This window comes from Enterobacter cloacae complex sp. 394F7 (assembly GCF_057320385.1).
Genome location: NZ_JBXWCS010000016.1, coordinates 90786 through 115815 on the forward strand (window position 1 = coordinate 90786; position 25030 = coordinate 115815).

A 25030-nucleotide genomic window follows, 5' to 3' on the forward strand; every position below is an offset into this window, starting at 1 on the left:
GAGTGTTATTTTAAATCCGCATCGTCAAAGCTAAAGCCCGTATCCGGCATGATGTAAAACCCGGTCAACGCTTTGTTATGCGCCGAAACCAGTTTTTCCACCACCAGCGGTACCCACGGCGACTCTTTCCAGATGATATCCTGTGCGTCTTTGTAGAGGCGCGCTTTCTCATCCGGTTTGGTGGTTTTCAGCGCATCGGCAAGATCTTTATCCACCTGTGGGTTGCTGTAGAACGCCGTGTTGAACAGGGTCGGCGGCCAGTTCTGCGAGGCGAACAGCGGCGACAGCGCCCAGTCTGCCTCACCGGTAGAGGCCGACCAGCCGGTGTAGAACATCCGCACGCCGCTCTCTTTCTGCCCTTTCCCTTCCACTTCTGCCGCACGTTGTCCGGCATCCATCGCGGTGACCTGCACCTTAATACCGACCTGCGCCAGCTGCTGCTGGGTAAACTGCAGCACCTTCTGCGCGGTACTGTGATTATGGGATGACCACAGCGTGGTGCTAAAGCCGTTCGGGAAGCCCGCCTCTTTTAACAGTTCACGGGCTTTCGCCGGATCGTATGGCCACGGCTGATAGCTTTGCGCATAGGCAATAGCCGGTGGCAGCACGCCGGTGGCCGGGGTGGCGAAGCCCGCGAAGGCCACTTTCACCAGCGCCTGACGGTTAATCGCGTAATTAATGGCCTCGCGCACTTTGGGATTATCAAACGGCTTTTGCGTCACGTTCATGCTGATGTAACGCTGCATAATGGACGGACTGGCCACCAGCTCCAGCTTGCTGTTCTTCTGCAGGATCGCCGCCTGCTCGTACGGGATCGGGAAGGCAAACTGCGCTTCGCCGGTTTGCAGCATCGCCGCGCGGGTGTTGTTATCCACCACCGGACGCCAGGTGATGGTGTCGAGCTTCGGCAGCCCCTGCTGCCAGTAGCCGGCGAATTTCTTCACCTTTACAAAGTCCGTCTGGTTCCAGGTCACCAGCTCATACGGGCCGGTACCGACCGGATGGAACCCAATCTCTTTCCCGTATTTTTTCAGCGCCGCAGGCGAGATCATCGCCGTCGCCGGATGCGCCAGAATATTAATAAAGGCCGAGAACGGCTCTTTCAGGGTAATTTTTACCGTTGTCGGATCGACGGCCTCGGTGCTGGCAATATTTTTATAGAGGTTATAGCGCTTGAGGCTGTTTTCCGGGTTGCTGGCGCGGTCGAGGTTAACCTTCACCGCCTCCGCGTTGAAATCGGTGCCATCCTGGAACTTCACGCCGGTTCTGAGCTTAATGGTATAGACCAGCCCATCATCCGAGACGGTGTACCCCTCTGCCAGCACATTTTTCAGCTTCATCTCTCTGTCCAGGCCAAACAGCCCCTGGTAGAACGATTTGGCGACCGCCTGCGACAGCGTATCGTTGGCGTCATAGGGATCAAGGGTGGTGAAATTGGAGCCGACGGCAACCACCACATCTTTGGCAGCGAACGCGGGAGAGGCGGCCAGGGCTGCCGTCACGCTCGCGGCTAACAGCCATGTACGAGCAACAAATTTAACCATTGTGTTCTCCTGCCTGTTGTACGTTATAACCGCGAAAATGCATTGTCCTGACGCGGAGGGGCAACAAAATGTCCGGGGCCCACTTCACGAAGCGTGACCCGCTCCATGACCTCACCCCGTTTACGAATATTGCTCGGCATCTCATCCTGCAGCAGCACGCGCTGCCCGTGACGGTGTTCGGGATCGGCAACCGGTACTGCAGACATCAGCTTACGCGTGTACGGGTGCTGCGGGTTCTCAAACACCGCCCGCCGCGGACCAATCTCGACGATTTGCCCCAGATACATCACCGCCACGCGATGACTGATGCGCTCCACCACCGCCATGTCGTGGGAAATAAAGAGAAAGGCAATCCCCAGATCCCGCTGTAAGTCGAGCAATAAATTGATGATTTGCGCGCGGATAGAGACATCCAGCGCCGAGACAGATTCGTCTGCGATCACCACTTTTGGGTTCAGGGCCAGCGCGCGGGCAATACAAATTCGCTGCCGCTGACCGCCGGAAAACTCATGCGGGTAACGCCAGGCATGTTCCGGCTTCAGCCCCACGCGTTCCAGCAGCCACGCCACCCGACGCTGTGCGGCTTCGCCGTCGAGCAGATTATGCACCCGCAGCGGCTCCATAATCGAATACCCCACCGTATGGCGCGGGTCCAGAGACGCATACGGATCCTGAAAAATAAACTGGATATTCCGCCTTACCGCCTGAAGCTTACTGTCAGGAAGGGTGTCGATACGTTCGCCGTTAAAGGTAATGCTCCCTTCCTGCGACGCCACCAGCCGAAGTAACGCGCGTCCGGTGGTGGATTTGCCGCAGCCCGACTCCCCCACCAGCGCCAGCGTTTCGCCTGGCCACAAATCAAAACTGACGTTTTCAACCGCGTGCACTTCACGCTTTACGCGGTTGAAAATGCCGCTGCGCAGAGGAAAACGGGTCACCAGATCCCGCACCTCAAGAATGGGCTTGCCGGGGACCACGGTGTCCTGCTCGGTTTCCTCTTCCTGGCGGCCCGCCGCCTCAAGGGAAATCAGCGGGAAACGGCGCGGAAGATCGCTGCCGTTCATCGCTCCCAGACGCGGAACCGCCGCCAGCAGCGCTTTGGTGTAAGGGTGGGCGGGCGCATGGAAAATCTGCTCTACCGTGCCGGTTTCTACCGCCCTGCCCTGGTGCATCACCAGCACGCGATCGGCAATATCCGCGACCACGCCCATATCGTGGGTGATAAACATCACCCCCATCTCCATCTCCTGCTGCAGCACTTTGATAAGCTGCAGGATCTGCGCCTGAATGGTGACATCCAGCGCTGTCGTCGGCTCGTCCGCAATCAATACCGCCGGACGGCACGAGAGCGCCATGGCAATCATCACCCGCTGACGCATCCCGCCAGAGAGCTGATGCGGATAGCGGCCGAGTATGGACTGCGACTCCGGGATACGTACCAGCTCCAGCATCCGTTTGGCTTCCAGAAGGGCTTCATCGCCGCTCAGCCCCTGATGCAGGCGGATGGATTCGGCAATTTGCTCTCCAACCGGGAAGACCGGGTTCAGCGAGGTCATCGGCTCCTGGAAGATCATCGCGATATCCGCCCCGCGCACGCCCTGCATCTGTGCTGCGCTCAGCTCGTTTAAATCAATGACCTGACGATTGCGACGGCGCAGAAGCATCTTCTCGCTGCTGATTTGCCCGCCCGTCTGTTCCAGCAGGCGCATCAGCGCCAGCGCGGTGACCGATTTCCCGGAGCCGGACTCACCCACAATCGCCAGCGTTTCGCCGCGGTTGAGTGAGAACGATAAATTCTCTACTGCGGGGATGAACTGCCGCTCCTCCTGAAACGCAATATTCAGCTGATGGACAGCCAGCACTTCGCGGTTATCCAGCTCTTCACTGTGCGGCACGCGTTGCCCCCTTATTCACGATAGATCCCGGTGCTGGGTTCATCACCGGCATAGCCCCAGGCGCGGTACATCCCTTCGCTGTTGAACGGCAGGGCCACGTTACCCTCACGGTCCACCGCAATGAGTCCACCCTCACCGCCCAGCGCGGGCAACTTTTCCATTACCACACGCTCGCAGGCTTCACTCAGGCTGAGCCCGCCGTAATCCATCAGGGCGGTAATGTCGTATGCGGCGAGCGCGCGAATAAACACTTCGCCGGTTCCGGTGCAGGAGACCGCCGCCGTGGCGTTATTGGCATAGCACCCGGCGCCCGGCAGCGGACTGTCGCCAACCCGGCCCGGTAGCTTGTTGGTCATGCCGCCGGTTGAGGTGGCCGCCGCCAGATTACCGGCCTTATCCAGCGCCACCGCGCCAACCGTGCCCATTTTGGTGGTTTCATTGAGCGGTGAGGAGTGGTCCAGCTGGGTCATACCCGCCGTACGGGCTGCCAGTAGCTGCTGGTAGCGCTCGTCAGTGGAAAAAAGATCCGGCGATACCCGCTCCATCCCGTGTGCGAAGGCAAAGTTCTCCGCCCCAACGCCCGTCAGCAGCACATGAGGACTCTCCTCCATCACCAGTCGCGCCGCCAGAATCGGGTTGCGCAAATGGCTCACGCCCGCCACGGCCCCTGCTTTCAGGGTGACGCCATCCATCACGCAGGCATCCAGCTCGTGCGTCTCGTCACGCGTATACACGGAACCTATCCCCGCATTGAACAGCGGACACTCTTCCAGCAGACGTACCGCTTCGGTCACCACATCCAGCGCGCTTTCGCCCGCCTCCAGCATTCGCTGGCCCGTTTCGACAATGGCGTAGAGCGCATCAATGTAGCGCTTCTCCTGCTCAGGACTGAGCTGTGCACGGGTAATAGCCCCGGCGCCGCCATGAATTGCGATTACCGCATTAACCATTTCGCCTCACCTGTCAGCCTGCATGGCGGCTTTTTCTATAAATATCATTATCGTTGATGATTCTTCAGATAATTTTTGAATATAGAAAGACGCAACTGCGATGTAAAGGGTACTCATGGTGGGTCATACAGTTAGCCGCACTTTTCTGCCATAATGAGCGCTTTCGTTGTTACTGTGCTGGAGCCCACTATGGATTTTACCGCCGGATTGATGCCGCTTGAGACGGCACTCACGCAGATGCTTGACCGACTTTCCCCGCTGCACGACGTAGAGACGCTGCCGCTGGCGCGCTGTTTTGGTCGTATTGCCGCGCGCGACATCATTTCCCCGCTTAACGTGCCGGGGTTTGATAACTCAGCGATGGACGGTTACGCGGTACGCCTGGCGGATCTCCAGACGGGTCAGGCGCTGCCTGTCGCAGGGAAAGCCTTCGCCGGTCAACCGTTTGACGGAGAATGGCCTGTGGGCACTTGCGTACGCATCATGACCGGCGCGCCGGTTCCTGCAGGCTGCGATGCGGTGGTGATGCAGGAAGAGACCGAACAGACCGCTGACGGCGTGCGCTTTACCGCCAGCGTCAAAGCAGGCCAGAACATCCGCCGCACCGGCGAAGATATTGCTCTTGGCGCAACGGTATTCGCTGCGGGGCAGAAGCTGACGGTAGGTGAACTGCCGGTGCTGGCCTCGCTCGGTATCGCGGACATTGAGGTGATCCGTCAGGTGCGCGTCGCGCTCTTTTCTACCGGTGATGAATTGCAGCTTCCGGGCCAGCCGCTGCAGGACGGGCAGATTTACGACACCAACCGTCTGGCGGTACACCTGATGCTGGAACAGTTGGGCTGTGAAGTGATCAACCTTGGCATTATTCCTGATGACCCGGAAAAACTGCGCGCCGCCTTTATTGAGGCAGACAACGCGGCCGACGTGGTGATCAGCTCCGGCGGTGTTTCGGTGGGTGAAGCGGATTACACCAAATCCATCCTGGAAGAGCTGGGTGAAATCGCCTTCTGGAAGCTGGCCATCAAGCCGGGCAAACCGTTCGCTTTTGGCAAGCTTAAGCACAGCTGGTTCTGCGGCCTGCCGGGTAACCCGGTCTCTGCCGCCCTGACCTTCTACCAGCTGGTGATCCCGCTGCTGGCGAAGCTTTCGGGCAACCGTGCCAGTCCGCTGCCGGTACGCCAGCGCGTGCGTGCCGCTACGCGCCTTAAGAAATCCCCCGGTCGTCTTGATTTCCAGCGCGGTATTCTGACGCGCAACGCGGAGGGCGAGCTGGAGGTGAGCACCACCGGCCATCAGGGTTCGCACATTTTCAGCTCCTTCAGCCAGGGCAACTGCTTTATCGTGCTGGAGCGCGAGCGTGGCAATGTGGAAGCAGGCGAATGGGTTGAGGTGGAGCGCTTTAACCACCTGTTCGGAGGCTAAGATGGCGACGGAACTGAGCGATGAAGAGATGATGCGCTATAACCGCCAGATTGTGCTGCGCGGTTTTGATTTTGAAGGCCAGGAAGCGCTCAAGACGGCCAGCGTACTGGTCGTCGGCCTGGGCGGTCTGGGCTGCGCCGCCGCGCAATACCTCGCCGCGGCGGGTGTGGGCAAGATGACGCTGCTGGACTTTGATACCGTGTCGGTGTCCAATCTGCAGCGCCAGACGCTCCACAGCGATGCGACACTCGGCCAGCCGAAGGTGGACTCTGCCCGCGCAGCGTTAACGCGCATCAACCCCCACGTTCAGTTCACTCCGATTAACGCGATGCTGGATGACGAGGCGTTATACGCGCAAATCGCAAAGCACGATCTGGTGCTGGACTGTACCGATAACGTCGCCATCCGCAACCAGCTAAACGCCGGCTGTTTTACCCACAAAACGCCGCTGGTTTCTGGCGCGGCAATCCGCATGGAAGGACAGATCAGCGTCTTTACCTATGCTGAAGGCGAACCGTGTTATCGCTGTCTGAGCCGCCTGTTTGGTGAGAATGCGCTCACCTGCGTCGAGGCGGGCGTAATGGCGCCGTTAGTCGGCGTGATCGGGTCACTGCAGGCGATGGAAGCGATCAAAGTGCTGACCCGTTACGGTACGCCAGCGGCGGGGAAAATTGTGATGTATGACGCAATGACCTGCCAGTTCCGCGAGATGAAGCTGATGCGTAGTCCGGGGTGTGAGGTGTGCAGCGGTTAAACCTCGTTGCGGCCTGATGCCCTCACCCCGGCCCTCTCCCACCGGGAGAGGGAGATAACGCGTCAGAGAGCCGTCCGTCCAAACGCCCCCTGCCAGTCCTGCTCAAACTTCACGATCGCCGCATCCACCGCCGGAGAGGTAATAAACTGCTGCGCCACGTCCAGCGGCAGCGTAATGGACTCACAGCCGGCCAGCAGGCAATCCAGCGCCTGACGCGGGGTTTTGAAGCTCGCCGCCAGCACTTTTGATTGCGGGGCATGCAGCGTCAGCAACTGCTGTAATTCCACAACGGTCTGGATCCCGTCTCCGCCCTGCGCATCCACGCGGTTAACGTAAGGCGCGACATACTCTGCCCCCGCCAGCGCGGACAACATCCCCTGTGCAGCACCATATACCGCGGTCCCCAGCGTCGGGATCCCTTCTGCTTTCAGCATTTTGATCGCCGCCAGCCCTTCCGCTGTCACCGGCACTTTCACCACCAGGTCGTTAATGATGGCACGCAGCTTACGCGCATCGTCCACCATGCCTTCGGCGGTGGTGGCCATCACCTGCGCGAACAGACGGCCTTTGCCACCCAGCGCGTCGTGCAGTTCTGGCAGCAGAACCTCAAGCGGCGTTTTGCCTGCCGCCACAATGCTGGGGTTGGTGGTTACGCCCGCCAGCGGGAAGATGCGTGCGAGCTTTTTCACTGCCGCAACGTCAGAAGTGTCGAGATAAAGTTCCATGATGTCGCCCTCAATTTTAGCCTGCACTTACCCTATCACGACAAAACCTGCTCAGGAGTTGACTTGCATCAAGATAACTTTCATTCGAAAGTAATTTAATCTTCATATGCAAGATGAGAGGCAAAATCATGATCTTCAATATTCAGCGTTACTCTACCCACGATGGCCCCGGGATCCGTACCGTGGTGTTCCTGAAAGGCTGCTCGCTGGGCTGTCGCTGGTGCCAGAACCCGGAAAGCCGGGCCCGCACGCGGGACGTGCTGTTTGATGCACGTCTTTGCCTGGACGGCTGCGATCTGTGCCAGCAGGCGGCACCGGGCTGTATCGAACGTGCGCTGAACGGGCTGGTCATCCACCGAGAGAAACTAGACGAACAGACGCTTAACGCCCTTACCGACTGCTGCCCGACACAGGCGCTCACCGTGTGTGGTGAAGAACGTCAGGTGGAGGAGATCATGGCGACCGTCCTGCGCGATAAGCCGTTTTACGACCGCAGCGGCGGCGGAATCACCCTCTCCGGCGGCGAGCCGTTTATGAACCCCGATCTGGCACTGGCGCTGTTTAAAGCCAGCCATGAACAGGGTATTCATACCGCCGTCGAAACCTGCCTTCACGTGCCGTGGCACTATATCGCGCCTTCACTACCGTATGTCGATCTGTTCCTCGCCGACCTGAAGCATGTGGATGCAGAGGTGTTCAAACAGTGGACGGACGGCTCGGCAAAACGCATCCAGGACAACCTGAAACGCCTGGCGGCCGCCGGGAAAAAAATCATCATTCGCGTGCCGCTGATCCCGGGCTTTAACGCCGATGAAGCCTCTGTTACCGCCATTACCAATTTCGCAGCCGACGAACTGAACGTTCGCGACATTCACTTTCTGCCGTATCACACGCTGGGCATGAACAAATACACCCTGCTCGGCCAACCTTACTCTGCTCCTGACAAACCGCTGGATAACCCTGCGCTACTGGACTTTGCACAGCAGTATGCCTGCCAGAAAGGGTTAACCGCGACCTTACGAGGATAAAACGATGACTACCCTGAATCTCAACACCCTCAGCGAGCGCATTAAAGCGCACAAAATGGCCCTGGTGCATATCGTGAAGCCACCGGTCTGTACCGAGCGCGCGCAGCACTACACTGAAATGTACCAGCAGCATATGGATAAACCGATCCCGGTGCGTCGCGCGCTGGCGCTGGCGCATCATCTCGCGCAGCGCACCATCTGGATCAAACACGATGAGCTGATCGTTGGTAACCAGGCAAGCGAAGTGCGCGCCGCGCCGATCTTCCCGGAATATACCGTCTCCTGGATTGAGAAAGAGATTGACGATCTGGCGGACCGTCCCGGCGCGGGCTTTGCGGTCAGCGAAGAGAATAAGCGCGTTCTGCATGAGATCTGCCCGTGGTGGCGCGGCCAGACGGTACAGGATCGCTGTTACGGCATGTTCACCGACGAGCAGAAAAGCCTGCTGGAAACCGGCATTATCAAAGCCGAAGGCAACATGACCTCCGGCGATGCCCACCTGGCGGTAAACTTCCCGCTGGTGCTGGAAAAAGGGCTCGACGGCCTGCGCGCTAAAGTGGCCGAGCGCCGCTCGCGCATCAACCTGACAGTGCTGGACGACCTGCACGGCGATCAGTTCCTGAAAGCGATAGATATCGTGCTGGAGGCGGTAAGTCTGCATATCGAACGTTTTGCAGCCCTGGCGCGTGAGATGGCGGCTACCGAATCCCGCGTCAGCCGCCGCGACGAGCTGCTGGCGATAGCGGAAAACTGTGACGCGATTGCCCATGAACCGCCAAAAACCTTCTGGCAGGCGCTGCAGCTGTGCTACTTCATTCAGCTTATCCTGCAGATTGAGTCCAACGGCCACTCCGTGTCGTTCGCCCGCATGGATCAGTATCTCTACCCGTACTACCGTCGCGACGTAGAGCTGAACCAGAGCCTCGACCGCGAGCACGCCATCGAGCTGCTCCACAGCTGCTGGCTGAAGTTGCTGGAAGTGAACAAGATCCGCTCCGGCTCGCACTCCAAAGCCTCCGCAGGCAGCCCGCTGTACCAGAACGTCACCATCGGCGGTCAGAAGCTGGTCAACGGTGAGCCAATGGACGCCGTCAACCCGCTCTCTTACGCGATTCTGGAGTCCTGCGGTCGTCTGCGTTCCACCCAGCCAAACCTGAGCGTGCGTTATCACGCAGGGATGAGCAACGACTTCCTCGACGCCTGCGTGCAGGTGATCCGCTGCGGCTTCGGCATGCCGGCGTTCAACAACGATGAAATCGTGATCCCGGAATTCATCAAGCTCGGCGTAGAAAAAGAAGATGCGTACGACTATGCCGCCATCGGCTGCATCGAAACCGCCGTTGGCGGCAAATGGGGCTACCGCTGCACCGGCATGAGCTTTATCAACTTTGCCCGCGTGATGCTCGCCGCGCTGGGAGGCGGCCGCGACGCCACCAGCGGGAAAGTGTTCCTGCCGCAGGAGAAAGCGCTCTCTGCCGGTAACTTCGGCAATTTCGACGAGGTGATGACGGCCTGGGATACCCAGATCCGCTATTACACCCGTAAATCCATCGAGATTGAGTATGTCGTGGACACCATGCTGGAAGAGAATGTCCACGATATCCTCTGCTCGGCGCTGGTGGATGACTGTATCGAGCGGGCGAAAAGCATCAAGCAGGGCGGTGCGAAGTATGACTGGGTCTCCGGCCTGCAGGTAGGTATTGCCAACCTCGGTAACAGCCTGGCGGCGGTGAAGAAACTGGTGTTCGAGCAGGGCGTCATCGGTCAGCAGCAGCTGGCGGCGGCGCTGGCGGATGACTTCGACGGGCTGACGCACGAGCAGCTGCGTCAGCGTCTTATCAACGGTGCGCCGAAGTACGGCAACGATGACGACAGTGTGGACATGCTGCTGACCCGTGCTTATCAGACCTACATTGACGAGCTGAAGCAGTATCACAACCCGCGTTACGGCCGTGGTCCCATTGGCGGTAACTACTACGCGGGCACATCCTCCATCTCCGCAAACGTGCCGTTTGGTGCAGCGACAATGGCGACTCCGGACGGACGCAAAGCGCACACCCCGCTGGCGGAAGGCGCCAGTCCGGCCTCCGGTACCGATCATCTCGGTCCAACGGCGGTAATCGGCTCCGTGGGTAAACTGCCGACCGAAGCGATTCTTGGCGGCGTGCTGTTAAACCAGAAGCTGAACCCGTCAACGCTGGAAAACGACAGCGACCGTCAAAAGCTGATGGTACTGCTGCGTACCTTCTTCGAGGTGCATAAAGGCTGGCATATTCAGTACAACATCGTTTCACGCGAAACGCTGCTGGACGCGAAGAAACACCCGGACCAGTATCGTGACCTGGTGGTACGCGTCGCAGGGTACTCGGCGTTCTTCACCGCCCTGTCGCCGGATGCACAGGACGATATCATTGCGCGTACGGAGCATACGCTGTAACGAAGTATCCCCTCTCCCTTGAGGGAGAGGGTTAGGGTGAGGGGGAAATGCGCACGCTGATGCCCTCACCCCGGCCCTCTCCCACCGGGAGAGGGAGAAAAGACTAAAAACGGCAACCGACGTTGCCGTTTTGCTTTTACTTTCGAATGAAATTAAATTTGTGCTCTCCGTCACCTTGTTATTAGAATGTTTCAAAACGCAGTGACCCAGGAGCACAGTATGACCGTTAAAGTTATCGTCACCGATATGGACGGAACTTTCCTTGATGATGCCAAGCAGTACGATCGTGACCGCTTTCAGGCACAGTTTGAGCAGCTTAAAGCCCGTAATATTGAATTTGTTGTCGCCAGCGGTAACCAGTATTACCAGCTCATCTCCTTTTTCCCGGAACTGAAAGATCAGATCTCCTTCGTGGCGGAAAACGGTGCGCTGGTCTTCGATCACGGTGAACAAATTTTCCACGGCGAGCTGACGCGTCATGAGTCGCAAATCGTTATTGGCGAACTGCTGAAAGACAAAGGGCTGAACTTTGTGGCCTGCGGTCTCGACAGCGCTTACGTCAGCGACCAGGCCCCGGAGGCGTTCGTGGCGCTGATGTCAAAGCACTATCACCGCTTAAAGCGTATCAGCGACTACCGCGACATTAACGACGTGCTGTTCAAGTTCTCCCTGAACCTGCCGGACAGCGATATCCCGAATCTGGTCGATAAACTGCATGTCTCCCTGGACGGCATTATGAAGCCGGTCACCAGCGGCTTTGGTTTTGTCGATTTGATTATCCCCGGCCTGCACAAAGCCAATGGCATCAGCCGTCTGCTGAAACGCTGGAAAGTCTCCCCGCAGGAGTGCGTGGGTATTGGCGACAGCGGCAATGACGCAGAGATGCTGAAGCTGGTGAAATACTCCTTTGCAATGGGCAACGCGGCCGAAAGCATCAGAGACGTAAGCCGCTACAGCACCGACGACAACAACCACCAGGGCGCGCTGAACGTTATTCAGGCGGTGCTGGACCACCACTCCCCGTTCGACGCCTGATTCCCTTCCTGCCGGAGCCGCGCTCCGGCCCCCCTCACTCTTTTTCCATCCTGTGCTACCCGTCAAGTTTTTAAACTTGCATTAACCAATTTTTAACTTAAAGTATCACTTGTAGACATTTTTACTTTCGAATGAAAGACGCGAGGCAGTTATGACGTTTACCAGTGAAACTTTGCCGGCGGATCACAAAGCCGCAATCCGTGAGATGAAGCGCGAGCTACGGGCGCAAATCGGCGATGTGCAGGCGGTGTTCGATAAGCTCAGCGATACCATCGCGACCCGCGTGGCGGAAATTAACGCCCTGAAAAACAAAGGCGAGCCCGTCTGGCCGGTGATCCCGTTTGCGGATGTGAAAAATGGCACCATCACATCCGCGCAGCGTGAGACGATCAAACGCCGGGGTTGCGCGATAATAAAAGGTCATTTCCCACGCGAGCAGGCGCTGGCATGGGATCAGTCGATGCTCGATTACCTCGATCTCAACCAGTTTGATGAAGTCTATAAAGGGCCCGGCGATAACTTCTTTGGTACCTTAACGGCGTCTCGCCCGGAGATTTACCCTATCTACTGGTCACAGGCGCAAATGCAGGCGCGCCAGAGTGAAGAGATGGCGCAGGTGCAGTCGTTTCTGAACCGTCTGTGGACATTCGAGAGCAACGGCAAACAGTGGTTCGACCCGGACGTCAGCGTGATTTACCCGGATCGCATCCGCCGTCGTCCACCGGGTACCACCTCGAAAGGGCTGGGCGCGCATACCGATTCCGGTGCGCTGGAGCGCTGGCTGCTGCCCGCGTATCAGCAGGTTTTCGCCCGCGTCTTTGATGGCAACGTAGAGAAATACGATCCGTGGAATGCTGCGCACCGTACTGAAGTGGAAGAGTACACCGTGGATAACACCACCAAATGTTCGGTGTTCCGCACCTTCCAGGGCTGGACGGCGCTGTCGGACATGATCCCGGGCCAGGGGCTGCTGCACGTGGTGCCAATCCCGGAAGCGATGGCTTATATTCTGCTGCGTCCATTGCTGGATGACGTGCCGGAGGACGAACTGTGCGGCGTGGCGCCGGGACGCGTTCTGCCGGTGTCAGAGAAATGGCACCCGCTGCTTATCGAAGCGCTCACCAGCATTCCGGCACTGGAGGCGGGCGATTCGGTGTGGTGGCACTGCGATGTGATCCACTCCGTCGCGCCGGTTGAGGATCAACAGGGCTGGGGCAACGTGATGTACATTCCTGCCGCGCCGATGTGCGAGAAGAACCTCGCCTACGCGAAGAAGGTGAAAGCGGCGCTGGAAACCGGGGCATCGCCGGGTGATTTCCCGCGCGAGGATTATGAAAAAACCTGGCAGGATCGCTTTACCGTGGCCGATCTCAATATCCACGGCAAGCGTGCGCTGGGCATGGCTTAACTGTCGTACAGCCCTTCCCGCTCAACGGCGGTGCGTCGTTTCCCCTGACGTATCCGCCGGACCGATTCCCGTACGGTCAGGGTGCCGTTAAGCAATAGCGTGCCTGATGGCGCCTCCGGGCGCATCAGCCGCTGCTGGAGCATATGTACCGCTTCGGTGCCCAGCTCATCACGCGGGACATGTACCGCGGTTAACGGTACATCCTGAATGGCCGCCAGATTAAAGCCGTCAATGCTCATCACCGAAATATCCTGCGGCACGCGTAACCCCTGTTTTTGCAGGGCGCTGATGGTGCCCGCCGCCATAAAGTCACCCCCCACCAGAAACGCAGTCGGCAAGTCTTTCCCCTGCATGTGGCTCAGCCAGTCGGTGACCAGTTGCTCTGTTTCGCGAGCGCTGAAGCTCGGCGCCACCAGCAAATCGCGTTTGTCGTTGAACTTCAGGTTGTGCGACTGCCATGCGTCGCGGATCCCCGCAAGGCGCAGCTCCATGGTGTAACGCCGCAGACACAACACATTCATCACCTCACGGTGTCCCATTTCAAACAGATAGTCCGCCGCCCGCTCGCCAATGGCCCGATGGTCCGGCGCGACGGCAGGCAGGCGCATATGCCGGTCGCGGCAGTTAATCAGCATGCAGGGTTTACCGACATCCACCGCCAGGTCGTGGATATGTGGATCGTCAATCCCGAGGAGGATGGCGGCCTGGGTGTCCGGCTCGTTCATTCGCGCCAGAAACAGCTGGGCGTCGCTGTCGTTCTCCTCCAGCGCGCAGTAACGCAGGCGAACATCGTACGAGGCCAGGCCTTTGCTTACGCTCTGGATCACACGGTAGTAAAAGATGTCAGACCGCTCGTCAAAGGCGCGCTGTGGGGCGAAGACAACGAGACTGTTGAGCAGCAAACGGCCCGCAGCCATTCCGTCCAGCACCCCCAGCTCGCGCGCGCATGCCAGCACCTTCGCACGTGCTTTTTCACTGGTATTCGCCTTCCCGGCAAGGACCCGCGAAACGGTGCTGATGGAGAGCTGAGTCCGGGCAGCGATTTCGGTGATTTTTAGCCTTTTGTCCATTTTGTGATCTGGCTCCATTTGCGAAATGACAAAATTTTCATAGCGTGGATATCAGGCAATAGCTGATGTCAAAGCCATGATGCCAAATGATGTCGCTCAGTTATGAGAAATTTTGCACAAAATCCACTATTGCCCTCTCATTTTCTCCCTTAAGGTGAACTTGTCACACAACTTCCATACTAGTTGTATAGCAACTTGAAGCGGTAAAACAGATAACAATCAACGTCATAAACCTGTGTGACACCTGAACCTCCGTCCCCTTACCGTCCGTCTTGTGGAGAGTAAAATGAGTCAGGACATTAATAACACCGTTGCGGCAAGCAAAACCCGTCGCGTCATTAAAAACCTGCGCTGGTATGTGCTGGTGCTGTTCTTACTTGGCGTCACCGTTAACTACATCACCCGAAACTCACTCGGCATCCTCGCCCCGGAACTGAAAGAGAGCCTCGGTATCACCACCGAGCAGTACTCCTGGATCGTCGGGGCATTCCAGATCGCCTACACCATTTTCCAGCCTCTGTGCGGCTGGCTGATCGACGTGATCGGCCTGAAGATTGGCTTTATGATTTGCGCCGGGATCTGGGCGCTGATGTGTATTTTCCACGCGGGTGCCGGGAGCTGGCTGCACCTTGCCATCCTGCGCTTCTTTATGGGGGCTTCTGAAGCCGCCGCCACGCCCGCAAACGCCAAAACCATTGGTGAATGGTTCCCGAAATCGGAACGTCCTGTGGCAGCCGGCTGGGCCGGTGTGGGCTTCTCCATTGGCGCGATGCTGGCTCCGCCTATCATCTACTTCGCGCACGCCTCGTTTGGCTGGCAGGGCGCGTTTATGTTCACCGGCGTGCTGGCGCTGCTGTGGGTGATCCTGTGGTGGGCGTTCTACCACAATCCGGAGCAGCACCCGAACCTGAGCAAAGACGAGCTGGCGTTTATCAAGCAGGATAACGAACCGCCTGCAGTAAAACTGCCCTTCCTGACCGCGCTGAAAACCGTCTCAAAAAATAAACGTTTTTACGGTATCGCCATCCCGGCCTTTATGGCGGAACCGGCCTGGGCAGTGCTGAGTTTCTGGGTGCCGCTGTATCTCGCCAAAGAGCACGGCATGGATCTGAAGCAGATCGCGATGTTTGCCTGGCTGCCGTTCCTGGCCGCCGATCTCGGCAGCGTGGCAAGCGGTTACCTCACCCGTCTGTATACCCGCCTGTTTAGCTGCTCCCGCGTCAACTCCGTGGTGGCAAGCTCCGTCACCGGCGCGTTCCTGATGATCTCTCTGGCCGTCGTCGCCATTACCCGCGACCCGTACATCACCATCGTGCTGATCTCCATCGGCGGTTTCGGGCATCAGATCATCTCCTGCATGCTCAGCGCCCTGGTGGTGGAGTCGTTCGATAAAGGCCAGATGGCGACCGTTAACGGTATGCGCGGCTCGGCGGCGTGGATCGCCAGCTTCCTGTTCTCGCTGTTGATTGGTGTGACCGCCGACAAAATCGGCTTCAACCCGCTCTTTATTGCCATGGGTTTCTTTGACCTGATTGGCGCTGTTTTCCTGGTGGCATTTATTGCTGAACGTCGCGCCAAGCGCGCCTGATAGTGGATGTATTGCATATGAAAACCCTGAAAAACTGGACCGTCGATAAGCAGTCGGCCAACCATCTGGAACTGCTGGTGGATAACCAGCACCGCCTGTGCCTGTATGTGCTGGAAGAGAACCTGTTCCGCGTACTGATCAAACGTAAAGGTGAACTGGCGCTGGACCGCACCTGGAGCATCGCTCCGGAAGAAGATGTGCCGTGGGAAGGCCGTCGTCGCGACGATCTGAGCGGCTTCACCTGCCCTGCCTGGACGCTAAGCCAGCAGGATGAGGGGCTGACAATTGCCACCGAACAGCTGCGTGTGACCGTTCATCAGCCGCTGTGGCTGGAGTGGCACTATCGCAATGACGCCGGTGAATGGCAGCCGCTGGTCAATGACCGCCCGACCAGCGCCTATCTGTTGAACGCTCACGGTGACGGGGTGGCGCACTACCTGAGCCGTCGCAAGGACGAGCGTTTTTACGGCCTGGGTGAGAAAGCGGGCGACCTGCAGCGCAACGGTAAGCGCTTCGAGATGCGCAACCTCGACGCCATGGGCTACAACGCGGCCAGCACCGACCCGCTGTACAAACACATCCCGTTTACCCTTACCCGCCGCGATGACGTGAGTTACGGCCTGTTCTACGACAACCTGAGCAGCTGCTGGCTGGATCTGGGCAACGAAATTGATAACTACCACACCGCCTACCGTCGCTGGCAGGCGGAAGCGGGTGATATCGATTACTATCTCTTTACCGGCAAACGGGTGCTGGATGTCACCAAAGCCTTTGTGCGCCTGACCGGGAAAACGCTGTTCGGGCCGAAATGGAGCCTGGGCTACAGCGGGTCGACCATGCACTACACCGACGCGCCGGACGCGCAGAATCAGCTGATGAACTTTATTCGCCTGTGCGAAGAGCATGCGATCCCGTGCGACTCGTTCCAGCTCTCATCGGGTTATACCTCAATCAACGGCAAGCGCTATGTCTTTAACTGGAACCACGACAAAGTGCCGCAACCGAAGGTGATGACCCAGGCATTCCACGATGCGGGACTGCGGCTGGCGGCAAACATCAAGCCGTGCCTGCTGCAGGACCACCCGCGCTATAGCGAAGTGGCGGAAAACGGCCTGTTCATTCGTGATTCAGAAACCGACGCACCAGAACGCTCCAGCTTCTGGGATGACGAAGGTTCCCACCTCGACTTTACCAACCCGCAGACGGTGAAATGGTGGCAGGAAGGAGTCACCACGCAGCTGCTGGAGATGGGGATCGACTCCACCTGGAACGATAACAACGAATACGAAGTGTGGGACGGCGAAGCGCGCTGTCATGGTTTTGGCAAGGAGATCGCCATCAAACACATCCGCCCGGTGATGCCGCTGCTGATGATGCGCGCCTCGCTGGAAGCGCAGCAGCGGTTTGCCCCGGAAAAGCGCCCGTATCTGATCTCCCGTTCCGGCTGCGCCGGGATGCAACGTTACGTTCAGACCTGGAGCGGCGATAACCGCACCAACTGGGACACCCTGCGCTATAACATCCGCATGGGGCTGGGTATGAGCCTGTCCGGGCTGTTTAACGTTGGTCATGACGTGGGCGGTTTTTCTGGCGACAAACCCGACGCCGTGCTGTTTGTCCGCTGGGTGCAGAACGGCGTGATGCACCCGCGCTTTACCATTCACTCGTGGAACGATGACCACACGGTAAACGAGCCGTGGATGTATCCGGGCGTCACCCCTGCCATTCGCGGTGCTATTGAGCTGCGCTATCGTCTGCTGCCGTATCTCTACACCCTGCTCTGGCAGGCGCATGCCGATGACGAACCGATGCTGCGCCCAACCTTCCTCGACCACGAACACGATGCGCAGACCTTTGAAGAGTGCGACGAGTTCCTGCTGGGCCGGGACCTGCTGGTGGCAAGCGTGGTGGAGGCCGGACAGCGCGAGCGCCGTCTCTGGCTGCCGGATAACGAAACCGGCTGGTACGATTTTTACACCCACGCGTGGTACGCGGGCGGGCAGTGGATCGCTCTGGATGCACCGCTGGAAAAACTGCCGCTGCTTGTGCGCGCCGGTGCCGGTCTGCCGCTCAGCGAACGCATCACTCACGTCAGCGCGGAAAAAGACGACACCCGCGAACTGAAGCTGTTCCCGGTCAAAGGCGTGGGCACCAGCACCGGTCTGCTGTTTGAAGATGACGGTGAAAGCTGGGGCTATCAGAACGGCAATGCACTGTGGGTAGAGTGGGAAATGGTGTGCGATGGGGCAACCATCAATTTGAAGATCACTGCGCGCGGAGATTATCGTCCGGCGTGGAAAGCACTGAAGGTGTCATTACCGGCGGGGGAAAAACGCAGGCTGCTGGTGAATGGGATTGAAGGGAGTGAGTGGGTGATGTAGTGCGGCCTGATGCCCTCACCCTAACCCTCTCCCACAGGGAGAGGGAACAGAACGTAGGCCGGGTAAGGCGAAGCCGCCACCCGGCTTTTTTTTAGTTCTCGATACCTTTGCTGCGCAGATAATCTTCATAGTTACCGGTGAAGTCCACCACGCGCTCTGGCGTAATTTCAATCACGCGGGTCGCCAGCGAGCTGACGAACTCACGGTCGTGAGAGACGAAGATCAGGGTGCCCTGATACATCTCCAGCGCCATGTTCAGCGATTCGATAGATTCCATATCCAGGTGGTTGGTCGGTTCGTCCATCACCAGAATGTTCGGTTTTTCCATCATCAGCTTGCCGAACAGCATACGGCCCTTCTCTCCACCGGAGAGCACTTTGGCAGGCTTCTTGATGTCGTCCTGGCTGAACAGCAGACGCCCCAGAATACTGCGCACCGCCTGCTCATCGTCGCCTTCCTGCTTCCACTGGCTCATCCAGTCGAAGACGGTCAGGTCGTTTTCAAATTCATACTCGTGATCCTGCGCGTAATAACCAATTTGCGCGTTTTCGGACCATTTCACGCTCCCGTTGTCCGGCTGCAGTTCGCCGACCAGGGTTTTCAGCATGGTGGATTTACCCACGCCGTTGGCACCCAGAATGGCGATCTTCTCGCCCACTTCCAGCAGCAGGTTGAAATTCTTAAACAGCGGGCCTTCATCAAAACCTTTGGTAAGGGCTTCCACTTCCAGCGCGTTACGGAACAGTTTCTTGTCCTGCTCGAAACGGATGAACGGGTTCTGACGGCTGGAAGCTTTAACCTCTTCCAGTTTGATTTTGTCAATCTGGCGGGCACGCGATGTTGCCTGACGGGATTTAGAGGCGTTGGCGCTAAAGCGGCTGACGAAGGACTGCAGGTCCGCAATCTGCGCTTTCTTCTTGGCGTTATCCGCCAGCAGACGTTCACGCGCCTGGGTGGCCGCCGTCATGTATTCGTCGTAGTTGCCCGGGTAAACACGCAGCTCACCGTAATCCAGATCCGCCATGTGCGTACACACCATGTTCAGGAAGTGACGGTCGTGCGAGATGATGATCATGGTGCTGTCACGGTCGTTGAGCGTCTGCTCCAGCCAGCGGATGGTGTCGATGTCCAGGTTGTTCGTCGGTTCATCGAGCAGCAGAATGTCCGGGTTAGAGAACAGCGCCTGCGCCAGCAGCACACGCAGCTTCCAGCCGGGTGCCACTTCGCTCATTGGGCCGTAATGCTGTTCGACCGGAATGCCCACGCCCAGCAGCAGCTCGCCCGCACGCGCTTCTGCAGAATAACCGTCCATTTCGCCGTATTGCGTCTCCAGATCGGCCACTTTGTAGCCATCTTCTTCGCTCATTTCGGCCAGCGCGTAGATACGGTCGCGCTCCTGCTTCACTTCCCACAGCTCCGCGTGCCCCATGATCACAGTGTCAAGCACGGTGAACTCTTCAAAGGCGAACTGATCCTGACGCAGTTTACCGATGCGCTCGTTGGGATCGAGCGACACGTTGCCGAGCGTCGGCTCCAGGTCACCGCCGAGGATCTTCATAAAGGTGGATTTACCGCTACCGTTGGCACCAATCAGGCCGTAACGGTTGCCGCCGCCAAATTTGACGGAAATGTTTTCGAACAGCGGCTTACTGCCAAACTGCATAGTGACGTTGCTGGTAACTAACACGGGGAGATTCCTGCGAAAAGTGTGATAAACACGGCATTATGCCACAATTCCGAATTGAGATCCTGTGTTGCGACGCTCCGCTAAACTTTAACAAAATCGAAAAAAATGTGATTTCGTACACATCTGAATTCCCTGTTAGCGGGAATGCACATATAATGCGCTCCCATCACAGATTCAGACTTATCAACTCACGCCTGAATGGCTTAGATACCTCGCACAACATGAACATGAAATTAACAACGCTTTTTGCGGCGGCGTTAGCCGTAGTAGGTTTTTGCAAAACCGCTTCTGCGGTGACTTATCCGCTGCCGACAGACGGTAGCCGTCTGGTGGGTCAAAACCAGGTGGTGACGGTGCCTGAGGGTAACACTCAGCCGCTGGAGTATTTCGCAGCACAGTACCAGCTGGGCCTGTCTAACATGCTGGAAGCGAACCCGGGCGTTGACCCATACCTGCCAAAAGCAGGTACCGTTCTCAACATCCCTCAGCAGCTGATCCTGCCGGATACCGTTCATGAAGGTATCGTGATTAACAGCGCGGAGATGCGTCTGTATTACTATCCGAAAGGCACCAACACGGTAATCGTGCTGCCAATCGGTATCGGTCAGTTGGGTAAAGATACCCCGCTGAACTGGACCACCAAAGTTGAACGTAAGAAAGCAGGCCCAACCTGGACCCCAACGGCGAAAATGCACGCGGAATACATCGCGGCAGGTGAACCGCTGCCAGCCGTGGTTCCGGCAGGCCCGGATAACCCAATGGGTCTGTACGCCCTGTATATCGGCCGCCTGTACGCCATCCACGGTACCAACGCTAACTTCGGTATCGGCCTGCGCGTAAGCCACGGCTGCGTGCGTCTGCGTAACGACGACATCAAATTCCTGTTCGAAAACGTGCCGGTAGGTACCCGCGTCCAGTTCATCAATGAACCGGTTAAAGCGACCTCTGAGCCGGATGGCAGCCGTTACATTGAAGTGCACAACCCGCTGTCCACCAGCGAAGACCAGATCAACAATAACGAAATCGTGCCGATTACGCTGACCAGCGCGGTGCAGTCCGTGACCTCTCAGCCGGACGTGGAAACGACTATCGTTGACCAGGCTGTGCAGAACCGTTCCGGTATGCCGGTGCGTTTGAACTAATCGCGATACAGCGAAAAAAGCGGGCTTCGATGCCCGCTTTTTTTATCCGTTATTCACGATCACAATCCCGCCGTGGTCGTAACGATAATGACAGTGCGCATACTCCAGCGGTGTGCCATCTTCCAGATAGATCACCTGCTCCACCTCCAGCACCGGGTCGCTCTCCTCGCAGACCAGATGCTGCATATCCAGCGCATTCGGCTTTAGCGCCCGCACCACGCGGTACGATCCCATGATTTTCAGCCCCAGCGTCTCCTGCACATAGCGAAACACCGAGCTTTCAAGATGGCTTTTGTTCAGGCCGGGCACCAGGTTGAGCGGCATTACGGTCGCGTCCAGCGACATGGGTTCACCGTTGAGCAAACGCAGACGAATGAAGTCATAGACCGGCGTATCGGCATTGATCATCAGCGAGGCCTGCTCTTTTTCGTTCGGGAAGCGCAGTTCAAAATGCACCACCTGGCTCGTTACCGTGCCCAGATGCTCCCAGGTTTTGGTCGCGCCAAAGTAGTCGCTGCCGGAGAGATCCCACTGCGACAGCTGAAGGAAGTTTTTGCGGATGAACGTCCCCTGCCCCTGACGGGTATATACCAGCCCTTCAACGATCAGCTGACGCATGGCCTGCTGAATGGTCATCCGGCTGGTATTGAACTCCGCCGCCAGCGCAAACTGGTCCGGCAGGGGTTCATTGGCGGCATACTGCTGGCTGATGATGCGTTTTTTGATTTCACGCGCTATGGTGATGTACTTCGCCGCCATCGTCCTTCCTTCTGTTTAATGTTCTATCCCGCTGTTTTTCAACGCCACTCGCTCGGCAATTTTGAGGAAAGGCAGGTAGAAGAATACACCAAATACGATGATTGCCAACTGCACCACCACCGCCCGCCAGTCCCCCGCCGTTGCCAGCCAGGCGCTCAGAATTGGCGGCGTGGTCCACGGGATCATCACCACGCAGCGCGACATTAATCCCAGCGTGGTGCAGAGCCAGGCGAAGTAAATGCCAATGGCGGGCAACAGGACAAACGGGATCATTAAAGGCAGGTTAAACACAATCGGCAGGCCGAAAATCACCGGCTCGTTGATATTGAACAGACCCGGCGCCAGCGACAGACGTGCCACCTGTTTCGCCGATTGTTGCCGCGAGAAGATAAAGATGGCGATCAGCAGTGAAATGGTGCTACCGGTACCGCCTACCATGCCAAAGGTCGGCACGAAGATGTTGTTGATGATATGCGGGATCGGCTGGCCGTTGGCAAAGGCCAGCATGTTCTCATTGGTATTAATCAACAGGAACGGCTCCAGCACCACGCTGTTGACTACCGACTGATGAATACCCAGCGTGAAGAGGAAGTTACCAAAGCTGTAGATAAAAATCGTCCCCGGCAGGCTGGTATTGATGAGCCGCAGCGGCTGCTGGATAAAGGTGGTGATCAGGTGAATCAGATCCGTATGCAATACGTTCGCCAGCAGCGCGGCCAGAACGGCAAACAGTGAGAGCGTCAGGATGGTCGGGATCAGTGCGGTAAACGATTTACTGACCGCCGGCGGCACGTTTTCCCCCAGTGATATTTGCAGCGCCTTAAGCCGCGAGATGGCGATAAACAGCTCCGTGGAGAGCAAGCCAATCAGCACCCCGGCGAAAATCCCGGTCGAGCCAATGTTGGCGAAGGTCAGTACCTGGGTGACATTCACCGTGGTGTCGCTGCCGACGGGCGTGAGCTGCAGACGCATCGGCATCATGATAATAAAGCTGCTGACAGCGATAACCACTGCCGAGACCGGATTGTCGAAATCCTTGTTGCGCGCCAGCGACCAGGCAATCATCGGCGCCAGCAGCAGCGCGGCGATATTCAGCGTGCCATTGATGATCGCCTCGCCCCATACCTTGAAGTGCGTGAGCGTGTCGCCGTCAAAAATCCATGGGAACACCACATTGTTCACCAGCACCGCCAGTCCGGCGAGGATGAAAATCGGCATCACCGTGGCGAAGGCATCGCGCAGGGAGCGAAGATGCACCTGGTTTGCCAGGCGCGCCGAGAACTCAACAAATTTATCGACAAAGGACTGCATATGCGGTGTGATTTTTGTTTCAGACATAGCGGATAGTTCCCATCAATCAGTCACAAAAACGGCCCGGCAGCGTACGGCTTACATCTCGCGTCCGTTGGTATGGATAACCTGTTTTAACCACGCGTAGCTCTTCTTCGGCACGCGTTTCAGGTCTTTAAGGTCGTGGTTTTCACGGTTGACGTAGACCACGCCGTAGCGCTTACGCATGTCACCCTGGGAGCTCAGAATGTCGATCAGACCCCAGCCGAGATACCCCATTACCTCTGCGCCATCCTCGAACATGGCGGCTTTCATGGCCTCGATATGCGCCCGGTGATAGTCGATGCGGTAGGTATCCTCAATCGGGTTCACGCCATCCCAGGATTCAATCACGCCAATGCCGTTTTCAATCGGGAACACCGGCATGCGCCAGTCGTTGGCGTAGCGGGTGATGATGGTGCGAAAACCGAGCGGATCGATCTGCCAGTTCCATTCGGTGGCTTTCAGGTACGGGTTATTTTTATCGCCGTACAGCAGGTAATTGTTCACCGGGGTTCCCTGCGGAATGGCATCGCTGTCCAGCGTTTTACTGGCGTAGTAGCTGAAGGCCATAAAGTCGTTTTGGGTTCTTGCGAACAGCGCCAGATCCTCGGCACGGTAGATATCGCCAAACCCTTCCTGCTCCACCACCGCCATCACCGCCGGGCTATAGCCCTGACCAGCAAAGACGCGCAGCAGGTTCTGGTTGAGAAATTCGTCGTACTGCTGGGCGCAGAAGATATCGCGCGGTTTGCAGGTGGCCGGGTAAACCAGCTGGTGTGCCAGCATACCGCCCATCAGCTGACCCGGTTTTGTCTGGTGCAGGTATTCGGTCAGCGTCATGTGCGCCACCATGGTGTGATGCTGCAACTCGTACAGCTCGCGCAGGGTTTTCTCACCTTTCATGTAGCCGGAAATCCGAAACGCTTCCGGCATATGGAAGATGTTCTGTTCGTTGAAGGTCAGCCAGTACTTCACACGGTCGCCGAAGCAGTCGATCATCTTTTTGCCATAGCGGATAAAGGCATCCATGACGCGACGATCGTTAAAGCCGTTGTACTCCTGCGCCAGCGCCAGCGGCATATCGAAGTGATAGAGGCAGATCATCGGCTCGATACCGCGGGCGATGAGATCGTTAATAAAGCGGTCGTAAAAGGCGATGCCCTCATCGTTGAACTCGCCGTCGCCCTGCGGACAGACCCGGCTCCAGGAGATTTGAAAGCGGTAGCAGTTCATGCCCAGATCCTGCATCAGGTCGAAATCTTCCCGGTAGCGGTGATAGGAATCGGTCGCCACTTTCCAGTCGGAGATGTTTTCCCCCGCTTCGCGAATGTCGTACACCGACATCCCCTTCCCGCCCTCATTCCATGCCCCTTCCGTCTGCATACTGGATACCGAGTTGCCCCATAAAAAGTTGGCTGGCAGTGATTGATTCATGGTCTCTCCCTATATGACTAGTCATTTAAATCTCATGACTAGTCATATAGGCGAAGATGTAAAAGCGATCAAAGAGGAGGATCGAATTTTGTGAGATAGACAGAAAGTTTTTATACCTTACCAACTCATTAGCATGTTGAGACCGGGCTAATAAAGTGCGGGCAGACATTCATAATCTCGATGAGTTTATGTCATTAATATTTATCTATTATTCAAACCTTTATAAATTCCTGGTTTTCGGCTTTATCCGGATAACCCCTGTTTCCTGTATACCATTAGCGCTAAGGTGAGACCCGTTTATATTACGGAGACATCATTATGTCACTGAAGGGGCTGCGCTTTACACTCAGTATCGACGGTCAGGAAGAGACAGCACTGGCCGTGGTGGATTTCACCCTTTACCAGCAATACTCCCTTCCCTTTGTGATGGAGGTCAACG

Annotated in this window: 17 protein-coding genes and 1 pseudogene; 9 read left to right on the forward strand and 9 right to left on the reverse strand. The window is 57.3% G+C overall.

Annotation, left to right across the window (positions count from 1 at the left end):
- Positions 1–5: 5 nt before the first annotated feature.
- The 3 genes and pseudogenes from gsiB to iaaA all read right to left on the reverse strand — a co-directional run bounded on the left by gsiB (position 6) and on the right by iaaA (position 4389).
- Positions 6–1544 (reverse strand): glutathione ABC transporter substrate-binding protein GsiB, encoded by a 1539-nt coding sequence (gene gsiB / locus AC2FAK_RS20295; protein ID WP_013097435.1) that lies wholly within the window; start codon positions 1542–1544, stop codon positions 6–8.
- 23 nt (positions 1545–1567) lie between these two features.
- Entirely contained in the window at positions 1568–3439 is a 1872-nt protein-coding gene (gsiA, locus tag AC2FAK_RS20300; protein ID WP_095455625.1) for a glutathione ABC transporter ATP-binding protein GsiA, read from the reverse strand.
- Positions 3426–4389 (reverse strand): annotated as a pseudogene (gene iaaA, locus AC2FAK_RS20305) (beta-aspartyl-peptidase). Before iaaA ends, gsiA begins: the two are co-directional and overlap by 14 nt.
- Positions 4390–4578: 189 nt before the next feature.
- On the opposite strand from iaaA, the gene moeA reads away from it, so the two are divergent.
- Entirely contained in the window at positions 4579–5811 is a 1233-nt protein-coding gene (gene moeA, locus AC2FAK_RS20310) for a molybdopterin molybdotransferase MoeA (protein ID WP_095452875.1), read from the forward strand.
- Between the two features lies 1 nt (position 5812).
- Positions 5813–6565 carry a molybdopterin-synthase adenylyltransferase MoeB gene (gene moeB / locus AC2FAK_RS20315; RefSeq protein ID WP_095455626.1) on the forward strand — a complete coding sequence of 251 codons (753 nt, stop codon included), beginning with the start codon at positions 5813–5815 and terminating at the stop codon, positions 6563–6565.
- Between the two features lie 62 nt (positions 6566–6627).
- On the opposite strand, the gene fsa is transcribed toward moeB, so the two are convergent.
- On the reverse strand, positions 6628–7290 hold the full coding sequence (fsa, locus tag AC2FAK_RS20320) for a fructose-6-phosphate aldolase (protein WP_029882869.1): 663 nt from the start codon (positions 7288–7290) through the stop codon (positions 6628–6630).
- Positions 7291–7418: 128 nt separating this feature from the next.
- Between fsa and AC2FAK_RS20325 the strand changes: the two genes are divergently transcribed.
- The 4 genes from AC2FAK_RS20325 (at position 7419) to AC2FAK_RS20340 (ending at position 13198) form a co-directional block, all read left to right on the forward strand.
- Positions 7419–8318, forward strand: a complete 900-nt coding sequence (locus AC2FAK_RS20325) for a glycyl-radical enzyme activating protein (protein WP_095455627.1) — start codon at positions 7419–7421, stop codon at positions 8316–8318.
- A gap of 4 nt (positions 8319–8322) precedes the next feature.
- Positions 8323–10755 (forward strand): formate C-acetyltransferase/glycerol dehydratase family glycyl radical enzyme, encoded by a 2433-nt coding sequence (locus AC2FAK_RS20330; protein ID WP_095455628.1) that lies wholly within the window; start codon positions 8323–8325, stop codon positions 10753–10755.
- A 219-nt stretch (positions 10756–10974) separates the two neighbouring features.
- Entirely contained in the window at positions 10975–11790 is an 816-nt protein-coding gene (locus AC2FAK_RS20335; RefSeq protein WP_029882866.1) for a Cof-type HAD-IIB family hydrolase, read from the forward strand.
- Positions 11791–11941: 151 nt separating this feature from the next.
- Positions 11942–13198: a DUF1479 domain-containing protein gene (locus tag AC2FAK_RS20340; RefSeq protein WP_095455629.1), complete on the forward strand. Its 1257-nt coding sequence runs from the start codon at positions 11942–11944 to the stop codon at positions 13196–13198.
- Here AC2FAK_RS20340 and AC2FAK_RS20345 read toward each other — a convergent pair.
- Positions 13195–14268, reverse strand: coding sequence for a LacI family DNA-binding transcriptional regulator (locus tag AC2FAK_RS20345; protein WP_048971702.1), 1074 nt, complete (start codon positions 14266–14268; stop codon positions 13195–13197). The genes AC2FAK_RS20340 and AC2FAK_RS20345 overlap by 4 nt on opposite strands.
- 286 nt (positions 14269–14554) lie before the next feature.
- Between AC2FAK_RS20345 and AC2FAK_RS20350 the strand changes: the two genes are divergently transcribed.
- Entirely contained in the window at positions 14555–15856 is a 1302-nt protein-coding gene (locus tag AC2FAK_RS20350) for an MFS transporter (RefSeq protein WP_095455630.1), read from the forward strand.
- Between the two features lie 17 nt (positions 15857–15873).
- Positions 15874–18237 carry a glycoside hydrolase family 31 protein gene (locus tag AC2FAK_RS20355; protein ID WP_141236785.1) on the forward strand — a complete coding sequence of 788 codons (2364 nt, stop codon included), beginning with the start codon at positions 15874–15876 and terminating at the stop codon, positions 18235–18237.
- Positions 18238–18328: 91 nt separating this feature from the next.
- Here the strand turns inward: AC2FAK_RS20355 and AC2FAK_RS20360 are convergent, their stop codons facing one another.
- Entirely contained in the window at positions 18329–19924 is a 1596-nt protein-coding gene (locus tag AC2FAK_RS20360; RefSeq protein ID WP_013097447.1) for an ABC-F family ATPase, read from the reverse strand.
- Positions 19925–20145: 221 nt separating this feature from the next.
- Between AC2FAK_RS20360 and ldtB the strand changes: the two genes are divergently transcribed.
- Positions 20146–21066 carry a L,D-transpeptidase gene (ldtB, locus tag AC2FAK_RS20365; protein ID WP_020689864.1) on the forward strand — a complete coding sequence of 307 codons (921 nt, stop codon included), beginning with the start codon at positions 20146–20148 and terminating at the stop codon, positions 21064–21066.
- A 42-nt stretch (positions 21067–21108) separates the two neighbouring features.
- Here ldtB and AC2FAK_RS20370 read toward each other — a convergent pair whose 3' ends face one another.
- From AC2FAK_RS20370 to AC2FAK_RS20380, 3 genes are read right to left on the reverse strand one after another with little or no spacing between them, the layout of a single operon-like run.
- Positions 21109–21825: a GntR family transcriptional regulator gene (locus AC2FAK_RS20370; protein WP_013097449.1), complete on the reverse strand. Its 717-nt coding sequence runs from the start codon at positions 21823–21825 to the stop codon at positions 21109–21111.
- 15 nt (positions 21826–21840) lie between these two features.
- Complete coding sequence (locus AC2FAK_RS20375) at positions 21841–23163, reverse strand: PTS sugar transporter subunit IIC (protein ID WP_095455632.1); 1323 nt, start codon at positions 23161–23163, stop codon at positions 21841–21843.
- A 51-nt stretch (positions 23164–23214) separates the two neighbouring features.
- Positions 23215–24591: a glycoside hydrolase family 1 protein gene (locus AC2FAK_RS20380; RefSeq protein WP_023622501.1), complete on the reverse strand. Its 1377-nt coding sequence runs from the start codon at positions 24589–24591 to the stop codon at positions 23215–23217.
- Positions 24592–25030: the final 439 nt, after the last annotated feature.